This window comes from Halococcus sp. PRR34, from assembly GCF_028617175.1.
Taxonomy (GTDB): domain Archaea; phylum Halobacteriota; class Halobacteria; order Halobacteriales; family Halococcaceae; genus Halococcus; species Halococcus salifodinae.
Genome location: NZ_JAQJDA010000002.1, coordinates 171,800 through 191,352, shown reverse-complemented (window position 1 = coordinate 191,352; position 19,553 = coordinate 171,800). Strand labels below are relative to the sequence as shown.

Sequence of the window (19,553 nt, the reverse complement as noted above, 5' to 3'; positions counted from 1 at the left end):
CGACCGCCGACGACCTTGTCTCAGCGGAGTTTCGGTGCGACTTCGGTGCCGAGTCGCTCGATACACTCGGCCATCGCGTCGGTGCCGACACCCGGGTGGTACGTACGGAACACGCAGTGAACGTCGTCGCCAGCGGCCTCGCGGTAGCGGTCGAGCTCGTCGGCGACCTGGTCGGGCGTGCCGAAGATCGCCTGGTCTTTCAATTCCTGTTTGCGTTCGTCGGGGAGCTCATCGACCGGCTCGCCCGAGAAGATCTCGGCGTAGCGGCGCTGTATGTAGAAGTAGCCTGGTTTCATCGTCTCCCACGCCTCTTCGCGCGAGTCGCCGACCCAGCCGTGCTGGAGCGCATAGACTGTGAACTCGCCGTCGATGTCCTCCTCGGCGCGAACATCACGAATGTCCTCGACGCGCTTTTCCAGCCCGGTGAGCGAGAGCTTCGAGGGCGCACACCACGCGTCGGCGGTCCGGGCGGCCCGCCTGACAGCCGGCTTCGCCGCGCCGCCGAGCATCAGCGGAACCTCACGATCGGGTTTCGGGGTCACGGTGACGTCGGGCGCGACGTCGTGGAACTCGGCGTCGTAATCGAGTGGACCGTCGGACCACGCCGCCCGGAGAAGGTTCACTTGGTCCGCAAGCCGCTCGGCGCGCTCCTCGATCGGAACGCCGAACTGCTCGAACTCGTCGGGGTTCGACCCGATCGCGAGACCGAGTGTGAGCCGCTCATCGGAAAGGAGGTCGACCGTCGCGGCGTCCTCGGCGAGACGGACGCCATCATAGAGCGGCGCGAGCGCGATGCACGTCCCGATCTCGATGTCGGAGGTGGCGGCCGCGAGCGCCCCGAGAACGGGCATCGTCCCCGAGAGATAGCCGTCCTCGGCGAAGTGGTGCTCGGAGACCCACGCGCTGTCGAGTCCGGCGTCGTCGATCGCGCGCCCGAGCGTGAGCATCTCGTCGTAGAGCTCGCTCATCGATCGGTCGTCGTCGGGGCGGCGCTGGCCGGTGAACAGTCCGGTACCGAGTTGCATTTGTCGTCAATGGCGGGCGCAGCCTGCTAAACGTTTCTATGCTGTCGGTGGAGCTTTCCTCACATTGAGGCGCGGTGGCGCGTGGGAGCGGAGCGCGGCGCGACCGAAGAGAGGGCCGCGGACGTGAACGGGGAGCGAAAGCGACCCGTGAGCGCGTCGAAGACGCGCGACTCGCACGAGGGATGAGCACCACAGCGAGCGAAGCGAGCGAGGAGCGCAGTCGGTTGGGGAGGGTGTGGCCTGCGGTCTCTCATTTGCATCGGGATCGTCCAGACGCACCAGTTCTCGACTGCGGATTCTGCAGCGGATCACTCGAAGTGGATTCCGTGTTTCTTCTCAGTAGTCGATTCGGGTGATCTCCTCGACTGGCCATTGACTCAAGATTTCGACGCCGTTCTCGCGGACGACGACCATCTCCTCGACCCGGACGCCCTGACGATCGGCCGGCTCCATCGTCTCGACCGCCATCGTCATCCCCTCCTCGATCTCGATCGGGTGCTCCGGCGAGAGCCCCCGCCAGATCAGCGGGACCTCGTAGAGCTGAAGGCCGAGGCCGTGCGCCCAGTGATTCGTCGTCATCTGCCAGTGCTCGTCGGCGTCGTACCAGTCGGCGTGCTCGCCTTCCATGTCCGGGAACCCCTGCGCGATCTCGTCGGTGGTCGCGCCTGGCTCGATGCGTTCGAGGACGTCGTAGAGGTTGTCGCGGGCGGTCTCGTAGGCGTCTTGCTGGGCCTGCGTGGGTTCACCCATCGAGAACGTGCGGTAGTAGCAGGACCGATACCCCAGATAGCCGATGTTGTAGAAGTCGGCGTAGACGATGTCGCCCGGTCGCATCATCCGGTCGGTGGTGTTCGCTTGGTGTTTCGGCCACGTGTTCGGCCCGCTGGTGACGTACCCGCCCTGGGCCATCGCGCCGTGTCGCCAGAGTTCGCCCACCGCGTCGCCCCAGACCTCGGATTCGCGCTTGCCTGGCCGGGCGGATTCGGTGATCTTCTGGAACCCCGCCTCGCAGATCGCCGCGACCATTCGGAGACACTCGATCTCGTCTTTGGTCTTGATCTTTCGTGCGTCGTGCATCAGGTCGACGCACTCCTTCGTCCGAACGTCGACGCCGTCCGACTCGAAGGCGTCGACTAGTCCTGTGCTCCCGACGTCGAGCCCCATCGGTTCCTTGGCGACGCCGTACTCCGCCATCGCCTCCTCGACGAGACTCGCCATCTTCTGGGTCAGGAAGCCGCGCGCGGAGTCGCGGCCCGACGCGCGCGGGACGTTCCCGAGACCAGGGGCAGCGTACCGGATGTCGTCGAGCCACGGGCAGTTGAATCGCTGGTTCGAGGCGTGATCCGCGGTGTCCCAGTGGACCACGTCACCGTTCTCGGTGAGCAGCGTGTAGTGGTCCGCCCCGCTTCCGCCAGTCATCGCGAGTCCGGTGACGTACCGGATGTTGGGGTCCGAGACCAGGAGCATCGAGCCGAGCTCCGAGTCCTGGAGTCGTTCCAGGGCCTTCTCGTAGCGCTCCTCGCGCATGCGCTTGACGTCGATGCGCTCCTCCCAGTCCACAGCTTGAGTTCCCCGCGTTCCCTCCATGAAGCTTCGTTCGTACATCGTTCGTCTGGATGGTTCGCCAGATCGTACATAAATCCCACCACCTCGGCAAAGCCGAGCGGATCGAGCCGGACGACTGAACGGTCGGCCGCTCCAGGATTCGACCGACCCCGGTGATTTTATCACACGAGCCGCCGAACGCCCGGATGAGATGTTCAAGCACGTCGCGTTGCTGGTCCGGCAGGAGGGGATGAGTCACGAGGAGTTTCGCGAGTACTGGGAGGGAAACCATTCTCCGCTCGCGAAGGACATCGAGGGTGTCGTCCGTTATCAGACCGTCTATCCAAACGACCCCGAAAACGCCGAATTCGATGGACTCGCGGAGCTGTACTTCGAGACACTCGACGATCTCCACGAGGCGCTCGGCAGCGAAGGCAGTCGGGATTACGATCCGACTCGGGAGGTGGCTGCGGAGGCCCGTGAGGACGTCAACAACTTCCTCGACGTCGAACGCCGCCCCCGATTCATCGGCGAAGAGAAGGTCTGGAAGGACGAAGTGGACGGCGAGACCGACGGGCTCTACAAGCACTCGGCGTTTCTCGTTCGACAGGAAGGAATGAGTCACGAGGAGTTCCGCGAGTACTGGGAGGGCAATCACTCCCCGCTCGCGAAGGACATCGAGGGTGTCGTCCGCTATCAAACTGTGTACCCCACCGACCCCGAAAACGCCGAGTTCGACGGGGTCGCGGAGCTGTACTTCGAGACGCTCGACGATCTCCACGAGGCCCTCGGCAGCGAGGGCAGCCGGGATTACGATCCGACTCGAGAGGTGGCTGCGGAGGCCCGTGAGGACGTCAACAACTTCCTCGACGTCGAACGCCGCCCCCGCTTCATCGGCGAGGAGAAAGTCTGGAAGAACGAGACCGAGGACGTCGAGGGGTACTGAGATGGGGACACCGGACTACGAGAACCAGGTCCGGGAGGCCTACCCCGAACTCGATCGGATCGAGAGCGCCGACCTCAGGGAAGCGGTCGTCGAGGCGTGGACGCTCGGGCTCGACCGTGGCGGCTGGCAGGACATCGAAGACATCCCGTACGCGTGGAACATCCACGAGATCACGAACGTCGAGCACGTCCGCGGTGTGACGAAGATCGCGCTCGAATCGGCACGGGTCCAGCGCGAGTTCCACGACGCCGATCCCGATGTCGACGTCCTCGTCGCGGCCTGCCTGCTCCACGACGTCGGGAAGTGCTACGAGTACGTCGATCACGTCGACGCCGAACGCCTCTCGGGGACCGACCGTGAACGCTACGCCTCCGAGGAGATCCCACACTCGCTCTCGGGCTACGCGCTCGCCCACGAGGTCGGCGTTCCCCTTACTGTGCAGCGCGCGATCCCCCACTTCCTTGGGGAAGTACCGAAACGCACGCTGGAGGCCGAACTCCTCAAAAGCGCCAACTCGGCGTCGTCGAACGCCATCACCCAGTCCGCGATGGGGATCACCCTGAACGAGTGGGTCGACGAGTACAGCCAGACGACCGACTGAGGTTTTAGTCTGTTTGCTGTGAAACGAACCGAACGCGATCAGAGCGGGTCGAGTCCGTTCTCCTCGCGGAGCACGTCGATGTACTTCCGGAAGCCGGCTTCGAGGTCGTACTGTACCTCGTAGCCCGTGTCCTCCTGGAACGCGGTCATGTCGAGGCGTTGGGTCCACGGCAGCTCGCCCTCGCCGCTCACTTCGAGGTCGGCGTCGGGGACGATCCCCCGAACGGTGTCGGCGGCTTCCTGGATGGATGCGAGTTCGCCGCGGACGTTGTAGATCCGCTGGGAGAGGTCGTCTTCGGAAGTGAACGCCGCGAGGCGGAACGCCTGGGCGATGTCCTCGACGTGCTGCCAGTCGATCTCCTGGTCGCCGTACTCCACGGAGAAGGAGTCACCGAGCGCGGGTTTCTCGATGATGTTCGCGAGAAAGGCCGACCCGCCGGTCTCGCGGTAGGGACCGTATGCGACGGTCGGCCGGATGGCGACGTGGTCGACGCCGTACTCCTCGTTGTAGACGCGCGCCTGGTGTTCGTTGTACCCCTTCGTCGCGCCGTAGAGCGTATCGGGATAGACGAGATCGTCCTCGGTGACCCACCAGTCGCCGCCGTCGTCGTAGTTGTGCGGCGGGGCGTAGATCGCCGCCGAAGACGCCCACGCGACGCGCTCGATCTGATCGTCGAGAGTGCGCGCCGCCTCGAAGACGTTGCTCGTCCCCTGGACGTTGACGTCGAGGGCGGCGCGGGGGTTCGACTCGGCGGTGTTCGTCAACAGCGCCGCGAGATGGACGATGTGGGTCGCACCGGTCTCGGCGACCGCGTTCACGACGTCCGTCGCCTCGCTCACGTCACCGCGCCGGATCGTGACGTCGTCCGCAACGCCGAGCTTCGAGAGAATTCGATCGTCGGTCGAGAGGTCGTACGCGACCACGTCGTGGCCGGCGTCGATGAGGTCCTTCGCGACGTAGGAGCCGATGAACCCGGTGCCACCAGTCACGAGGACGGTTTCGTTGGTTGCCATCGATTCGGGAATCGGCGGAAATCGGCAAAAAGGTTGTGCTGTTCCGGTGAAGCGGGTGAGGCCCTCGGCTACTCGTGGAGCCCGCCGACCTCTTCGTAAAAGGACGACTGGAGCGCGTCGACCATCTCCTCGTCGCGGTCGATCCGGACATCGACCACGGTGGGCACGTCGGCCGCCTTTGCCTCCTTGAGCCGATCCGCGAGGTCATCGGGCGAGCGGACGCGGAGTCCCTCGGCCCCGAACCCCTCGGCGACCTGAACGAAGTCGGTGTCGTGGAAGTCGACGCCAGGAATCTCGTCGTCCATCTGGCGCACCATCCCCAAACTGGTGTCGTTGAGCACCACGAACGTCGGCGCGACGCCGTACTCGACCGCGGTCTCGACGCAGGTCATCGTCATCGTGAAGCCGCCGTCGCCCGCGACCGAGACCACGTCCCTGTCGGTGGTGATCGCCGCCGAGACCGCTGCGGGGCCGGCCCACCCCATTCCGCCGACGCCGCCGCTGCCGAAGTAGGTCCGCCGGGCGGGCGTTTGGAGGTAGTTGAGCAACCAAAACCGGTTGTTGCCCGAGTCCGCGGTCACGAGGGTATCCTCGTCCACGATCCCGTCGATCGCCGCGACCGCGCGCTGGGGCAGGATCGGCTCGTCGTCCGATTCGCATTCGGGGACCCGGAACGACTCGCGGGCGTCGCTGGCCCGGTCGCGCGCCCAGTCGTTGCCTGGCGCGAACGCCGCGGCGGCCTCTCCGAGCGCGTTCAGACTGTGCTTCGCGTCGCCGATCAGCCCGACGTCGGCAGGGTAGACCCAGCCCGCGTTCCGGGTGTCGATATCGGCGTGGAGGATGGTCTGCTCGTCGGGACGGATGAACGATGCTGCCTGCCAATTGGTGTCCATCGGGTTCAGCCGGCAGCCGGCCACGAGCAGCGTGTCGGCCTCGCTCACCGCCTGATTCGCGCCCTCGTGGCCAAAGGAGCCGATGACGCCCGCCGCGAGGTCGTGGGTTTCGGCGATGGTCGATTTGCCGAGATACGAGGTCGTCACCACGGCGTCGTAGGTCTCGGCGACCGCTTCGAGTTCGTCGTAGGCCCCCGCGGCGTGAACGCCGTTGCCCGCGATGATGACTGGGCGGTCGGCGTTCGCGAGATGGTCGGCCGCGCGTTCGACGTCGGTCGCTGTGGGGCTCGATTCCCAGTTTTTCGTCTGTTCTTCGGGCGACCAGAGCGTGGGCGGGTCATCGTTCTCGGAGACTTCGGCGGTGACGGCGTCGCCGTCGAGAATCACCGCTGTCGGGCCCGGCCGGCCGGCGGTGGCGTGTTTGAACGCGAGCTGCGTGGATCGGAGGGTCTCGTTCGCCGTCCGCGGGAACCACCACTCCTTGGTGATGCCGTCGAGGATCTTCGGGAGCGCGAACCCTCCATAGTCGCCGCGGGCCTGCTGGTAGGGCGCGAGCGTCGAGTAGTCGCCGCGCTCTGAGGCCTCGGTAATGGCCACCATCGGCGACGAGCCGAGCCTGGCTTCCATCTGGCCGATCGCACCGATGGAGCCGATCCACGGCCCCTGGCCGGTGAGAACACCAGGTTTCCGATGGAATCGGCCGTACATCTCGGCCATCACGCTCGCCTCGCGCTCGTCGCGAGGCCTGACGACCTCGATGTCCGATCCGGCGAGTGCTTCGAGGAGTTCGATGGCCCGCCCACCGGGATAGCCGAACAGGTACTCAACGTCGAGACGTTCCAGAGTTCGAACGATCTCCGTGCTAACTTTCGTCATGGTTGTGTGGTGAACTGGTTGGCCGCACACGACGGGCGGAGAGAGGGCCGGTGGCGGATCGTGTTCTCGGTGTCAAGACCGAAATCGGGTTCGTGTGTGGCAATACACCTGCGTTTCGATCCGGGGAACTTCGTTCTGTCGGTCGCTTCGGGAACGCGGCGGCCGACCCGAACGTTCTCGCAGAATGGACGGTCCTCACAGCGTGGTTTCGCCGTCGTGATCAGTAGATACTTGTGGTGGCGCTCGGTCGGCTGGCGTATGGCAACAAGCATCGATGACGCGACGACGGAGGAGGAACGAGTCGGCGAGGAGCTGAACTACCCCGCCGAGAGCTGGGGCGGGTTCTTCCGGAACCACTTCGGGCCCTCGTTGCTGTGGGCGCTGACCGCGATCGGATCGAGCCATATCGTGCTCGCACCGACGCTCAGCGGGCTCTACGGCGTTTTCGCCATCTGGATCGCGGCGGCGGTGTTCCTCGTGAAATACGGCGGCTGGGAGCTCGGCGTCAGGTACAACTACGGCGTCGGACGCAACCCCGTCGAGGGGTACGGCGACTTACCGGGACCAAATCACTGGGCGCAGTGGGTGACGCTGCTCATCGTCGTCGTTCCCCAGACGATCATTGCCGGCTCGGTCGGGGTCGCGGCGGCCAGTTTCCTCTCGGCGGTCGTCCCCGGCCTCGGGCGGCTTCCGGCGTACGCTCTCCTCCTCGTTGTCGCGACCGTCCTCGTCGTCTCCTCGCGGTACAGCCTGCTCGAAACGGTTCTCAAACTGTTCGTCGTGTTGCTCGGCGTCCTGTTAGTGCTCGGCATCTTCGTCGCGCCGCCCTCGGCCGAGGTGATCGCCGAGACCGCATTCGCCGTGCCCGAGCTCCGGTCGGCGGTGTTCCTCGGGCTGTTCGCCTCGATGGCGGGGTTCGCGCCGACCGGCCTCGGCACCACGATCAACCTCGCGAGCTGGTCGATGGCGAAAGAGCAGGGCGCACGCGCACTCCGCGAGCGGGACCTCGATCCCCACGACGAGCGCTTCCACGACTACATCGCGGCGTGGATCAAGACTGGTCGCCGCGATTTCAACCTCGCGTACGCGTTCACGTTCGTCCTCATCGTCGCGATGATCCTGCTCGGGGCGAACGTGCTCTACCCGAACCCGCCGACCGACCAGAACCTCGCCATCGCGCTCGGCTCCATTCTGGAGGCATCGTTCGGGCCGTGGGCCTACTGGGCGATGATCATCGGCGCGTTCGCCGCGCTCTACTCGACGGTCATCACCCTTCTCGATGGCGCACCCCGAGTCGCGAGCGACATCCTGCCCCTAGTGCTCGAACGCGAGATGGACACCGAGCGGGTCCGCAAGACGCTCGTCGTTCTGATGGCCGTGATCAGCTTCGTTCCCCTGCTCGTCATCGGCTCGCTACCGGTCACGCTCGTCGTGGGGGCGGCGATCATGGTCTCGGTCTTCCAGTTTTTCTACTACATCGCCAACTACTACATCGTTCGTGAGCACCTCCCCGCCCAGTTCCAGCCCGGCTCTGGGGCGAAAGCGTACTACGCCGTCGCCACACTGCTCGTGATCGTCTTCGGGCTGCTCGGCGCGAGTGCCCAGCTCGGGCTCGTGGGCTGAGAAAACTGGCTTTCGTCGACTCACTGTCGATCCGCACGTGACCGTCCCGATCGGCGTGAACCTACACTGAGAGCGTCATTCCGTCCTCGGCGACGACGATCTCGCCCCCGAAGGCCGATGCCGCCTCCTCGACCATCGCGTCCGTGTCCCGGTAGGGGAGCAGATGGGTCAGGACGAGCGTTTCGACGCCGGCTTCGGCCGCGATTTCGCCGGCCTCGGCGGGCGAGCAGTGGGTCCGCGAGAGACGGTCGGCCTGCGCATCCGACATCGGCTCGGTAAGCCGCTCCCAGACGAGGCCCTGCTGATCTCGTGGTGGCGTCGTCTCGCGGGCGACACAGGCATCTTGTAAGAGGACGTCCGCACCAGCTGCGAACTCCGAAAGCGACGAGATGGGCGTCGTGTCGGCCGAGAACACGAACGATCCCGCGTCGGTGTCGAACCGGTACGCGTAGGTCTCGATCGAGTGGTCCACCCGGAGCGCGCTCGCGCGCCAGTCCTCGCCCTCGACGACGAGATCGTCGTCGGTCTCGATCCACTCGATGTCCTCGATACCGGTGTTGTCGTAGAACCGCTTCCGATAGGCGATGTCCTCCCGATAGACGTCGGTGAGCGCCGCGAGCAGCCGATCGGTTCCCGGTGGGCCGTATACGGTGAGCGACTCGCGGCCGAGCGACCAGCTCGCGATGACGAAGTGGAAGAAGTCGGCGTTGTGGTCCATGTGCTGATGAGTGAAAAACAGCGTCTCGATTGCGGCCGGATGGACGCCGTGCTCGATACACCGGTGGGTGGTGCCGGGCCCGCAGTCGACCAACAGCGTCTCGTCGTCGATCTCGATCGCGATGCTCGTTCCTGCGCGTTCGAGTGTCGGGACCGGACTCCCCGTGCCGAGAACTGTTATTTCCATGATGATCTTACTGGCAGGAACGGAATAAAATCTTGCGCCGGAAAACGGACGAGCAGGAGCGCTGTTTTCCGGCACACGTAACAGTCGATAGCCAGTGACACTACCACCGCCACCACAACAGCAGTCGTCGTTCGCGTGTCGTGCTATTCGAAATTATCGCCAGAGTGGGACGGTATCGGCGGAGAAACTCCGCGATTTCCGGGTGGTATCTCCGTGTGAACTGGAGTCACGAAACTATTATGTTCTATCCCCCACGATTGGAGTGTATGGTTTCCGCCAGCGAACCATCGATTCGCGCTGCTATCCAGCCATCGTGGCGCTCTAGCGCCGCCCTTAGCGCGATTGGGAAATTTACAGTTATGCTGGCGGATCTCCGAACACGCGCCATCCCGGTACATCGTGACCGCGACGCGGCGTTCGTTCGCCGGTCGCAGCCGGATGGATCGGGCTCACCGTGACGGTCCACCGTTCGAGCGAGCGTCGATGACGACGTCTGGCCCACTCGACCGTCCTCACCGATGTCGCACCGAACGAGCAGCCAACAGCCAGCCGACCGAACCAGACCACCAATGAGCACCCAAGACGACGCCGACTACCAGCACAGCATCGGAGCCGCCCAGTCAGGCGACGAGCCCATTCGCGTCCTCGACGACGACGGCCACCTCCTGTCGAGCGCCGAGCCGCCGGCGCTGTCCGAGGCGGAACTCCTCGAGATGTACGCGGACATCAAGCTCGCGCGCCACTTCGATCAGCGGGCGGTGAGCTTCCAGCGCCAGGGGCGGATCGCGACCTACGCACCGATGACCGGTCAGGAGGGATCCCAGGTCGCCACCAGTCACGCGCTCGACGACGAGGACTGGCTGTTCCCCACGTATCGGGACCACGCCGCGAAGTACGTCCACGGAGCCGATCTCGCGACGCTACTGAAAACGCTCCGAGGCTACCGTGAGGGGTACTCCGTGCCGGAGGACGTCAACCTCATGCCGGAGTACATCCCGATCGCGACTCAGGTCCCCCAGGCGATGGGGATGGCGTGGGGACAGCTCCTTCAGGGCAACGACGACACGGCCGTCCTGTGTCACCTCGGCGACGGCGCGACCAGCGAGGGTGACTTCCACGAGGGGCTCAACTTCGCGGGCGTGTTCGACGTGCCCGCGGTGTTCGTCTGCAACAACAACCAGTGGGCGATCTCCATGCCCCGCGAGCGCCAGACCGCGAGCGGGACCATCGCGGAGAAGGCCCACGCGTACGGCGTCGAGGGCGTCCGGGTCGACGGGATGGACCCGCTCGCGGTGTACGCGGTCACCCGCGCGGCGATCAAGAAGGCGAAGGCCCCCACCGACGACGAGCGCCGACCGACGCTCATCGAGTCGGTCCAGTACCGCTACGGTGCCCATACCACCTCCGACGATCCCTCGGTCTACCGCGACGAGACCGAGAGCGAGACGTGGCGCGACCGCGACCCGCTCGATCGCCTCGAAACCTACCTCTATCAGACCGACGTCCTCGACGCGGAGCGCGAGGCCGTGATCGAGGCCCGGGTCGAGGACGAGGTCAGCGCGGCGATCGAGACTGCCGAGAGAGCCGAGACGTCCCCCGAGCGGATGGTCGAGCACGTCTACGAGGAGACGCCCGATCGGCTCCAAGAACAGCTCGACGAGCTGAACGCGCTCCGTGAGAAGTACGGCGACGACGCGTTCGCGGAGGTGTTGGGATGAGTTCGGCGGCGGCCACGGAGGCGGGATCGCCGACCGAGCGCCTGACACTCGTTGAGGGGGTTCGAGAGGGGCTCCACACCGAGATGGAGCGCGACGACCGAGTGATGGTGCTCGGCGAGGACGTCGGCAAAAATGGAGGGGTGTTCCGCGCGACCGAGGGGCTCATGGAGGAGTTCGGCGGCGGGCGCGTGGTCGACACGCCGCTCGCCGAATCGGGGATCGTGGGCTCGGCGATCGGGCTCGCGCTCTCGGGGCTGCGGCCGGTCGCGGAGATGCAGTTCATGGGATTCATGTACCCCGCATTCGACCAGCTCGTGAGTCACGCAGCGCGACTTCGGAGCCGGAGCCACGGCCAGTACACCTGCCCGATGGTGGTCCGCGCGCCCTACGGCGGCGGGATCCGCGCGCCCGAACACCACTCCGAGTCGAAGGAGGCCTTCTTCGTTCACGAACCGGGCCTCAAAGTAGTGATTCCGAGCACGCCCGCCGACGCCAAGGGACTGCTGACCGCGGCGATCCGGGACCCCGATCCCGTCGTGTTCCTCGAACCCAAGCTCATCTACCGCGCGTTCCGCGAGGACGTTCCCCAGAACTCCTACGAGGTGTCGCTGGGCGAGGCTTCGGTCCGCCGCGAGGGATCCGATATCTCGGTGTACACGTGGGGCGCGATGACCCGCCCGACGCTGATCGCCGCCGACAACCTCGCCGACGAGCACGGCGTGGACTGCGAGGTGGTCGATCTTCGGACGCTGTCGCCGCTCGACGTCGGGACCGTCGTGGCGTCGTTCGAGAAGACCGGTCGTGCGGCGGTGGTCCACGAGGCACCGAAAACTGCGGGCGTCGGTGCGGAGATCGCTACGACGATTCAGGAAGAGGCGCTCATGTACCAAAAGGCCCCGATAAAGCGGATTGCAGGCCTCGACGCGCCGATGCCACTCCACGCGCTCGAAGACTACTATCTGCCTCAAGCGGTGCGGATTCAGGACGGCATCCTCGAAACCGTCGAGTTCTGAGGCGATCGCGGCGCAGCGTGCCGAACACGCGGTGAAGGCAATTTTCGAGATTCTCCACGATCCGATAGCGAACGGCACGAACAGCACGTTTTAAGCGACCGGAGAACGAAGTTGGTATCGATGGCAGCAGCGCCAGAAAGCCGACTCTCCACGAGTCATCCACGCGTCGAGCAGGTCTCGACACGGGTGGTCTTCGTGGGGTGTCCGGCCACATGTGCGAGCTGCGGCGACGAGATCGAGACCGGGAGCCGCCACAAGCGGCTACTGTTCCGGACCGACGCCAGCACGACATCGACCTTCGAGGAGTTCGCCACGTGTGACACAGCCTGTCTCGAATCGTTCGTGGCTACCCGGTGAACGTCCAGAGCGGGTAGCGCCGCCACAACGGCCATCCGAGGTGAAGGACGCCGAACGACGGGGTTCGTCCGAACTTCTCTCGAATAGCGAGGTCGAAATCGGCCGGTAATCGTACTGCCAGCAGCGACGATCCCAACAGAGGCGTTCCGCCAACCAATGGATCGTGGATCAGAACGTTCGAATAGCTTGGACAGTGTTCGTGGGCCGTCGTTGGATCGCAATTGCGATCTTTATCCTTATCGCGCCGAGATTAGGCGTTTTCGAATTTTATGGCGATCTAAACTGTGTACGTTTTCGAACAACGTGCGAGATGTTTCAGGAGGTGACAAGAGAGGACGATCGACATCATGTCCGACCAAGCTCACGGCGCAGTCGTGGAGGCGAACGCTGGATCGGCGTTTCCGATGCTCAGGGTGCTCCCGTAGATCCGCGTTATCCGAATAGCTCGGATCAACCGATCCCGACGATGGCGTTTCTAGAACAGCACTACGGTTGTTACAAGCTCGAACGGGTCGCGCTTTGAGAAGTAATAGATCAGAATAGATTGCACACTAATTTTCGTTTCTGTATCGAGTCATATATCGAATAACATAGTATATTTCGCTACTTTTATTCTATACCTGACCATACTCCTCGTTCTATGCGAACTTATCTGTAAATTCCCCCAAATACTGTAATACCTGCTTCTCTGTTTTCTACACCAGGTATGGGTCGGTAATCGTCGCTTATTCTCCTATATTTCGTTCAAGTGGCCGCTACAGTCCGATTAGCATCGAATCGATCGAGTATTGGTGACGAAAATTGATCTCATATAGTGTCGGAAGTGCTCAGCATAGGTGGGTAGAGTATTATAACATTATTCAGTACATCTGGTCTGTGGCGATACTGACGGTGAGCTGAGACGACCGGTGGTCGAATCGGAAGAAATCTTGGAGGATCGACACCCAGAGGCGTATCGACGGGTATGGAACGGACGAATGCAGCGTGTCGCCGTCGAGCCGCGACGGGTGGCGGTTATTCGAACTTCTCGAACGGCTGCTCGCAGTCGTGACAGTAGTGCATCGAGCGACAGAGCGACGGCCCTTTCGGGTGCTCGCGCTCCGTCTCGGTCGATCCGCAGTACGGGCACTCGGCGTGATCGTGCTTGCCGGTCGTATCGACGCTCGGATCGAGGTTTCTGGATGGCATGGTCAGATACTCAGTCCGAACTCGCGAAGGTCCTCCTCGCCCTGGTCGGTCACCATCTCGATCGACCATTCGGGACTCCAGACCAGCCGGAGGTCCACCGATTCGATCCCCGACACGCTGGCGACGGCCTCACGAATCTCGTCGCGGAGCATGTCGCGGGCGGGACACCCGGTGTAGGTCAGCGTCATGTCGATCGCGGCACGGCCTTCGTCGACGGCGACGCCGTAGATCAGCCCGAGATCGACGATACTGATCGGCATCTCGGGGTCTTGGACGTCGTAGAGCGCATCCCACACGTCGCGCTCGGTGCCCTCCGTGCCTTCACCGGTTGCGGGTAGTCCTTCGATCTCCTCGCCGTCGGTGTAGTCGGTGTACGCACAGTACTCGGCGTCCGGATCGGGGACGGCGTCGATCTCGCTACTCATCGTCGGGGTCCTCCATCAACCGGGTGGCGTCGTGGCGATCGAGTTCGCGGTACGTGTTGGTGATCTCGTCGAAGTGCGTGCGCCAGTGCTCGGTGTGGTCGCCGTCGCGGCCAACGTGCTCAGGCAGGTCCTCCTCGGCGACGCGGCCGTCCTTGACGCGGGGGCGCTCGACATCGATCCCGATCCCGGTCAGCGTGTCGGTGACGGTCTCGATCCACTCCGCCCGCATGTCTTCGAGGGTTCGAGTCCGGAGCCCGAGATCGTCGATGTCGTCCTCGATTTCACCGACGGGTTCGAAAAGCGACAGCGCGTGCGGAAACAGCCGATCGACGGCATCCTGAACACGCTCGCGACCCTCGTCGCCGCCCGCGAGCCGGCGGAGCCAGTTTTCGGCGTGCTCGCGGTGGTAGTCCTCCTCGCTCGTGACTTTTCCAATGCGATCGCGGATGCGGGGCGAGGACGAGTCTTCGAGCGCTTCCAATCGAAGGTGCTCGGCCTCGTCGTAGAGGTATGACCGAACGATCGCGTCGGCCCAGTCACCCTCGGCGAACGGGAGCTCACAGAGCGTGCTGTGCCGGAAGGTGTCGGGATCGCGCTCCCAGATCAGGTCGGGCTCCGTATAGCCGAAATCCTCCAGCAGGTCGTACCAGAGCCGCGCGTGACCCAGCTCGTCCTGGGCGATGTTCGCGATCGCGATGTCGGACTCGATCGTGGGTGCGTGGACCTGCCAGTCGGTGTACCGGTCCGCGATCACGAACTCGTCGTCGGCGAGCCGGTAGAGCAGCGCCTCGATCGCCTCGCGCTCACGGTCCGAGAGCTCTCCGGGGGCCGAGAGATCGGCGGTAGCGGCCATCAGTTCTCACCTCGGACACGCTCGGCTTCGGCCTGTTCGCTCTCGGAGTCGGCGACCTCCTCGGCGACCGGCTCGATGTTGTAGCTCGTCGCCCACCGGTAGGCTTTGTTGGTCGCCCCACCGAACGCCGCCTCGCTCTCGTCGACCTCGCTGATTTCATCAGAGGGGGCGACCCAGAGGCTATGGGTCGGCTTGCGTCTGGCGTGCTGGATCTGGGCGAACATCAACGCCATGTCGCGATCGGGCGCGTGGACGTTCCCGCAGTGGGTGTGGTACTCGCCCTGCTTCTCCTGGCGAAAGACTTCCCAGATCATGATCAGTCGGCCGCCTGCGGCGCGTGGCCGCCGGTGGCGGTCTCGTACTCGTCGAGGCTCTCACGGACCCACGCCACGGCGTCCTGGGCCTCTTTGCGGGCGTTGATCTGCTGCTTGCCACCCTCGTACTCGTTTTTCGAGACCGTGAAGAACTCGTCCCAGTCGAGTTCGTCCTCGGCGATCTCGTAGGTGTTCGAGTCCTCGTCGTGCTCGATCGTGGGCGTGTCGGGGATCTCGAGGCCGTACTCCTTCGCCTTCGGGACGTAGGAGTTCAGGAACGCCTGGCGGAGCCCGTCGTTCGTCATCTGCTTCAGCCCGACCTCGGCGGCGAAGTCGTGGTGGGTCGATTTGTCGTCGGTCGGCCCGAAGAACTGGATGATACGGGGCCACCACGTCTCGAAGGCGTCTTGGACCATCTCCTGCTCTTTTTGTGAGCCGCTCGCGAGTTCGGCGAGGATGCTCTCGCCGTGTTTGATGTGGAACCCCTCCTCGAAGCAGACCTTGTCCATCGCGTGGGCATAGGGCTCCCAGCTCGACCGCCGGAGGGTGGCCTGGCGGCGCATCGCGGCTCCGTCGACGAAGAAGGCGATCATCGGCACTTCGACCCACGAGTCCATCGGATAGTGGAAGCAGTTCAGGAACTTCCCCTCGCCGTTGGCGAGCTCGTCGAGCATCTGATCCCTACTTTTGATCCCGAGCGATTCGGCGGCCCGATAGAGGAGCTGGCCGTGGCCGAGCTCGTCCTGGACCTTCGCCGAGTACGCGAGTTTGCGCTCCAGACTCGGAGCCTCCCGGATGAACGGCCGTTCGAGGTACGCCCCCATGATCTCGGAGTTCGCGTGGAACTGGATCATCCGGGTCGCGGCCTTGCGGTACTCCTCGGGCATGTCGTCTTTCGGGCTGAACTCCCGCGGTCCAGCGCGTTCCTTTACGGTGTCGAGATCCATCGTTCTGTCACCATCTTGTAGGCGGGACCGGATAGACCTTGACCCGTTCATGAACGGGGTTTATATTGGTCTGCACGGTACCGTCCCCATGATCGACGAGTGCCTCGTGGTCGAATTCCAGGTCAAGGACGACGACTGTCCGCTGGCCGATGCGACGCGCACAGCGGGCGTGACCGTCGACGCGCGGCCGCCCCAGCTCCGGGCCGACGGCTACGCACTTCTCCGGTTCACCGCACCCGACTCCACGGAGTTCGTGACGACACTCGACGCCGACGACCGGATCCGATATCTCCACGTCTCGTCGGTCGACGGCCGGCGGAACGGACGGTGTCTCTCGAAACACCTCTGCGTGGTCCACGACCTCGTGAGCGCGGGGTTCATGGTCGAATCACTCCGGTATCGCGACGGCAGCGCGACGCTCACCGGTGCGGTGGTGGGGCAAGAGGTGCTCCGCGGGGTGCTCGACACGGCCGGCGAGACCGTCGGCGTCACGCTCGAACGCACCTACCCGCTGGGTGCGGATGAGGAGAGCACGGTGGTCCAGCAGTGGGACCTCACGCCGCGCCAGGAGGAGGCACTTCGAACCGCCGTCGGGATGGACTACTTCGCCGTGCCGCGCGGGGCGACCGCCGCGGAGGTAGCGGCGGAACTCGACATCAGCAAGTCAGCGTTCTTAGAACGGCTCCACCGTGGCCAGAGCGCGTTGTTCGGCCAGGTGTTCGCGTAGCAGCACTCGTTCGAACCACCCGACCCGAGCCGAGCCGCACGACAGGGAGTTTTTGTTCCCCGCTGTGTTACGGTCGGTTGGTGGTGATGACGAGCAGTTACCCCCACCGAGCCCCGTGTGACGAGGGACTTTCGCCGAACCACCATCTCGTTCCCACTACTGGATGAGGATGATACTGTTTGTTGGGAGAATGTGCAAATCCGTCGTAGATTTGGTGACGGTATCGTTTCGACGACGACGACCACGATGCAAATGAGAGACCGCAGCCACACTCCTCCCCAGCCGACTCCTTCGCACACTCCCGCTGGTCGTTCACTCAGTCATCCACCGTCAGAGCTTCGCTCTGACGAGCCTGCACTCGTTTCGCTCACGGGTCGTGCTCTGCTCGCGGGCGGCGCGAGGCGACGGAGCCGCCTCGAATCGCGGCGCGTAGCGCCGCGCATGGCCCGTTCGCACGGTCAGCGAGACGGCTCGCCGTCTCGCTCGACTCGCGCCGCCCACCGCTCGCGCAGACCTCCGCACGAGAATTGCGCGCCAATAAACGGCGTGCTCCCGCGCGCCACTGCCCGACCGCAACCCACGAGACACATCGACGGGTGTCCCGGTCTTTCACACAAACTATTAGTCGCCATCGCGGGTGGTTCACGTATGCTCGCACTCGACGACTCGGCGATCGCGCGCGACGGCAAGATCCTGATCCTCGCCTACGATCACGGTCTCGAACACGGCCCGACCGACTTCGAAGGGCTCGAAGAGCGGATGGACCCCCAGACCGTCTTCGACGTCGCGACCCACGACGCGGTCACCTCGATCGCGGTCCAGAAGGGGATCGCGGAGGGGTACTACCCCTCCTACGAGGATGACGTCGCCCTGCTGGCGAAGCTGAACGGCACTTCGAACCTCTGGATGGGCGAGCCCGATTCGGCGGTCAACTGCTCGGTCGAGTACGCCGCCGAGCTGGGCGCGGACGCGATCGGATTCACCCTCTACGGGGGATCGAACCACGAGATCGAGATGGCCGAGGAGTTCCGCGACGCCCACGAGGCCGCCCGCGAGTACGATCTCCCCTCCGTGATGTGGTCGTACCCCCGCGGCCAGGGACTCAAGGACGACACCGATCCAGGGACCATCGCCTACGCCGCGCGCCAGGCGCTCGAACTCGGGGCCGACGTCGCGAAGGTCAAATACCCCGGCAGCCGCGACGCGATGGAACACGCCGTTCGGGCCGCGGGCGGACCCAACGGCACCAGCGTCATCATGTCCGGCGGGTCGAAAGTCTCCGACGAGGCGTTCCTCAAGAACGTGAAGGCCGTGATCGACGCCGGTGGTGCGGGGCTCGCAGTCGGCCGGAACATCTGGCAGCGCGAGAACCCGACCGAGCTCCTCGACGCACTCGAAGCAGTCATCTTCGAGGAGGCGTCAGTCGACGCCGCGCTCGACTGAGCCAATGAGTCACGCATCGACGATCGGGGCGATCCTCGACACCGTCGCCGGGACGGCCCCCGAGATCCGCGAGGGGCTCGTCGGCCGGCGCGAGTACGTCGAGGGCGAGAACCCCAGCGGCGAAGACCAGCTCGCGGCGGACGTTCACGCCGACCAGCTCCTCGAAGAACGACTGCTCGCGATCGACGGCGTCGACAGCTACGCGAGCGAGGAACGCGAGGCGGTCGTCGAGAGCGACGACGAAGCGGCGGACGGCAGTAGCGGTGGCGGTGAACTGTCGGTCGCGGTCGATCCACTCGACGGTTCCTCGAATCTCAAACCGAACAACGCAATGGGAACGATCGTCGCGGTGTACGACGCTCCGCTCCCCGCAAGCGGTCGCGACCTCGTCGCCGCCGCCTACGTCCTCCTCGGCCCGATCACGACGATGGTGGCTGCCGTCGACGGAAGTGTGACGGAGTACGTGGTAGACGACGGCGAACGACACACCGCTCGCGAGGACGTCGTCCTGCCGGACGATCCGACGGTGTACGGGTTCGGCGGGCGAGTGCCCGACTGGACCGGGGAGTTCACCGAGTACGCGCGCGAGGTCGAGTCGGACGCCTCGCTGAAGCTCCGCTACGGCGGTGCGATGATCGGCGATGTGAACCAGGTGATGACCTACGGCGGCGTGTTCGCCTATCCGGCGCTCGACTCCGCGCCCGAAGGAAAACTCCGGCTCCAGTTCGAGGGCAACCCGATGGCGTACATTGTGGAGTCGGCTGACGGGAAGTCCTCGGACGGCGAGCGCTCGCTACTCGACGTCGAGCCCGACGACCTCCACGATCGGGTCCCGGTCCACCTCGGCGACGCTGACCTGATCGATCGCCTGGAGGCGGCGATCGGCGGCGACGAGTGAGATGGCCGATCGTTCGGATGCCGATGACGATGATGCGTGGGAACCACGAGGGCCGTGGGTGCTGGCGATCGGTACTGCAGTCATCGGTGCCGTCGCCGTTCTCGTGACCGGCGTCCGTGCGGTTCGAAAGCGACTCCAGCAGGACGAAAGAGAAATAGTCACTGAGGTGGATTGATCGCCACGAGACTATATTGAGGGAAATACTGCTATACCGACACTTCAATAATTCGGCAGTCTCTTGATT

20 protein-coding genes are annotated in these 19,553 nt (G+C 64.5%); 10 read left to right on the top strand and 10 right to left on the bottom strand.

Features of this window, described 5'->3' with window-relative positions:
* Positions 1 to 20: 20 nt before the first annotated feature.
* Together PHA81_RS04290 and PHA81_RS04285 are read right to left on the bottom strand one after the other, a co-directional pair.
* Positions 21 to 1,025 (bottom strand): LLM class flavin-dependent oxidoreductase, encoded by a 1,005-nt coding sequence (locus PHA81_RS04290; RefSeq protein WP_005044576.1) that lies wholly within the window; start codon positions 1,023 to 1,025, stop codon positions 21 to 23.
* A gap of 336 nt (positions 1,026 to 1,361) precedes the next feature.
* The gene (locus PHA81_RS04285) at positions 1,362 to 2,630 is read right to left on the bottom strand and encodes a M24 family metallopeptidase (RefSeq protein ID WP_005044575.1); all 1,269 of its coding nucleotides are present in this window, start codon (positions 2,628 to 2,630) and stop codon (positions 1,362 to 1,364) included.
* A gap of 151 nt (positions 2,631 to 2,781) precedes the next feature.
* On the opposite strand from PHA81_RS04285, the gene PHA81_RS04280 reads away from it, so the two are divergent.
* Positions 2,782 to 3,516, top strand: a complete 735-nt coding sequence (locus PHA81_RS04280; RefSeq protein WP_005044574.1) for an EthD domain-containing protein — start codon at positions 2,782 to 2,784, stop codon at positions 3,514 to 3,516.
* Position 3,517: 1 nt separating this feature from the next.
* Positions 3,518 to 4,117, top strand: a complete 600-nt coding sequence (locus PHA81_RS04275) for an HD domain-containing protein (RefSeq protein ID WP_005044573.1) — start codon at positions 3,518 to 3,520, stop codon at positions 4,115 to 4,117.
* Between the two features lie 38 nt (positions 4,118 to 4,155).
* On the opposite strand, the gene PHA81_RS04270 is transcribed toward PHA81_RS04275, so the two are convergent.
* Positions 4,156 to 5,130, bottom strand: coding sequence for an NAD(P)-dependent oxidoreductase (locus PHA81_RS04270; protein ID WP_005044572.1), 975 nt, complete (start codon positions 5,128 to 5,130; stop codon positions 4,156 to 4,158).
* A 68-nt stretch (positions 5,131 to 5,198) separates the two neighbouring features.
* Positions 5,199 to 6,899 carry a thiamine pyrophosphate-binding protein gene (locus PHA81_RS04265; RefSeq protein WP_005044570.1) on the bottom strand — a complete coding sequence of 567 codons (1,701 nt, stop codon included), beginning with the start codon at positions 6,897 to 6,899 and terminating at the stop codon, positions 5,199 to 5,201.
* Between the two features lie 258 nt (positions 6,900 to 7,157).
* Between PHA81_RS04265 and PHA81_RS04260 the strand changes: the two genes are divergently transcribed.
* Positions 7,158 to 8,522 carry an Nramp family divalent metal transporter gene (locus PHA81_RS04260; protein WP_005044569.1) on the top strand — a complete coding sequence of 455 codons (1,365 nt, stop codon included), beginning with the start codon at positions 7,158 to 7,160 and terminating at the stop codon, positions 8,520 to 8,522.
* A 61-nt stretch (positions 8,523 to 8,583) separates the two neighbouring features.
* On the opposite strand, the gene PHA81_RS04255 is transcribed toward PHA81_RS04260, so the two are convergent.
* A complete protein-coding gene (locus PHA81_RS04255) occupies positions 8,584 to 9,426 on the bottom strand; it encodes an MBL fold metallo-hydrolase (protein ID WP_005044567.1) in 843 nt (280 codons plus the stop codon).
* A 569-nt stretch (positions 9,427 to 9,995) separates the two neighbouring features.
* Between PHA81_RS04255 and pdhA the strand changes: the two genes are divergently transcribed.
* The 3 genes from pdhA (at position 9,996) to PHA81_RS04240 (ending at position 12,514) form a co-directional block, all read left to right on the top strand.
* Positions 9,996 to 11,144: a pyruvate dehydrogenase (acetyl-transferring) E1 component subunit alpha gene (gene pdhA / locus PHA81_RS04250; protein WP_005044566.1), complete on the top strand. Its 1,149-nt coding sequence runs from the start codon at positions 9,996 to 9,998 to the stop codon at positions 11,142 to 11,144.
* On the top strand, positions 11,141 to 12,157 hold the full coding sequence (locus PHA81_RS04245; protein WP_005044565.1) for an alpha-ketoacid dehydrogenase subunit beta: 1,017 nt from the start codon (positions 11,141 to 11,143) through the stop codon (positions 12,155 to 12,157). The genes pdhA and PHA81_RS04245 overlap by 4 nt, the downstream gene beginning before the upstream one ends.
* A gap of 120 nt (positions 12,158 to 12,277) precedes the next feature.
* Positions 12,278 to 12,514 (top strand): hypothetical protein, encoded by a 237-nt coding sequence (locus tag PHA81_RS04240; protein ID WP_005044564.1) that lies wholly within the window; start codon positions 12,278 to 12,280, stop codon positions 12,512 to 12,514.
* Positions 12,515 to 13,528: 1,014 nt separating this feature from the next.
* Here PHA81_RS04240 and paaE read toward each other — a convergent pair.
* The 5 genes from paaE to paaA are packed head-to-tail and all read right to left on the bottom strand — an operon-like array spanning position 13,529 to position 16,241.
* Positions 13,529 to 13,702, bottom strand: a complete 174-nt coding sequence (gene paaE, locus PHA81_RS04235) for a 1,2-phenylacetyl-CoA epoxidase subunit PaaE (protein ID WP_005044563.1) — start codon at positions 13,700 to 13,702, stop codon at positions 13,529 to 13,531.
* A 2-nt stretch (positions 13,703 to 13,704) separates the two neighbouring features.
* Complete coding sequence (paaD, locus tag PHA81_RS04230) at positions 13,705 to 14,127, bottom strand: 1,2-phenylacetyl-CoA epoxidase subunit PaaD (protein ID WP_005044562.1); 423 nt, start codon at positions 14,125 to 14,127, stop codon at positions 13,705 to 13,707.
* Positions 14,120 to 14,980: a 1,2-phenylacetyl-CoA epoxidase subunit PaaC gene (gene paaC, locus PHA81_RS04225; RefSeq protein WP_005044561.1), complete on the bottom strand. Its 861-nt coding sequence runs from the start codon at positions 14,978 to 14,980 to the stop codon at positions 14,120 to 14,122. The genes paaD and paaC overlap by 8 nt, the downstream gene beginning before the upstream one ends.
* Positions 14,980 to 15,294, bottom strand: a complete 315-nt coding sequence (gene paaB, locus PHA81_RS04220; RefSeq protein WP_005044560.1) for a 1,2-phenylacetyl-CoA epoxidase subunit PaaB — start codon at positions 15,292 to 15,294, stop codon at positions 14,980 to 14,982. Before paaB ends, paaC begins: the two co-directional genes overlap by 1 nt.
* 2 nt (positions 15,295 to 15,296) lie before the next feature.
* Entirely contained in the window at positions 15,297 to 16,241 is a 945-nt protein-coding gene (gene paaA / locus PHA81_RS04215) for a 1,2-phenylacetyl-CoA epoxidase subunit PaaA (protein WP_005044559.1), read from the bottom strand.
* Between the two features lie 88 nt (positions 16,242 to 16,329).
* Between paaA and PHA81_RS04210 the strand changes: the two genes are divergently transcribed.
* From PHA81_RS04210 to PHA81_RS04195, 4 genes are all read left to right on the top strand, one after another.
* The gene (locus PHA81_RS04210; protein ID WP_005044558.1) at positions 16,330 to 16,968 is read left to right on the top strand and encodes a helix-turn-helix domain-containing protein; all 639 of its coding nucleotides are present in this window, start codon (positions 16,330 to 16,332) and stop codon (positions 16,966 to 16,968) included.
* A 648-nt stretch (positions 16,969 to 17,616) separates the two neighbouring features.
* Positions 17,617 to 18,411: a class I fructose-bisphosphate aldolase gene (locus tag PHA81_RS04205; RefSeq protein WP_005044557.1), complete on the top strand. Its 795-nt coding sequence runs from the start codon at positions 17,617 to 17,619 to the stop codon at positions 18,409 to 18,411.
* Between the two features lie 4 nt (positions 18,412 to 18,415).
* Complete coding sequence (locus PHA81_RS04200) at positions 18,416 to 19,309, top strand: fructose-bisphosphatase class I (RefSeq protein ID WP_005044555.1); 894 nt, start codon at positions 18,416 to 18,418, stop codon at positions 19,307 to 19,309.
* Between the two features lies 1 nt (position 19,310).
* Positions 19,311 to 19,484 carry a hypothetical protein gene (locus PHA81_RS04195; RefSeq protein ID WP_005044554.1) on the top strand — a complete coding sequence of 58 codons (174 nt, stop codon included), beginning with the start codon at positions 19,311 to 19,313 and terminating at the stop codon, positions 19,482 to 19,484.
* Positions 19,485 to 19,553 lie beyond the last annotated feature (69 nt).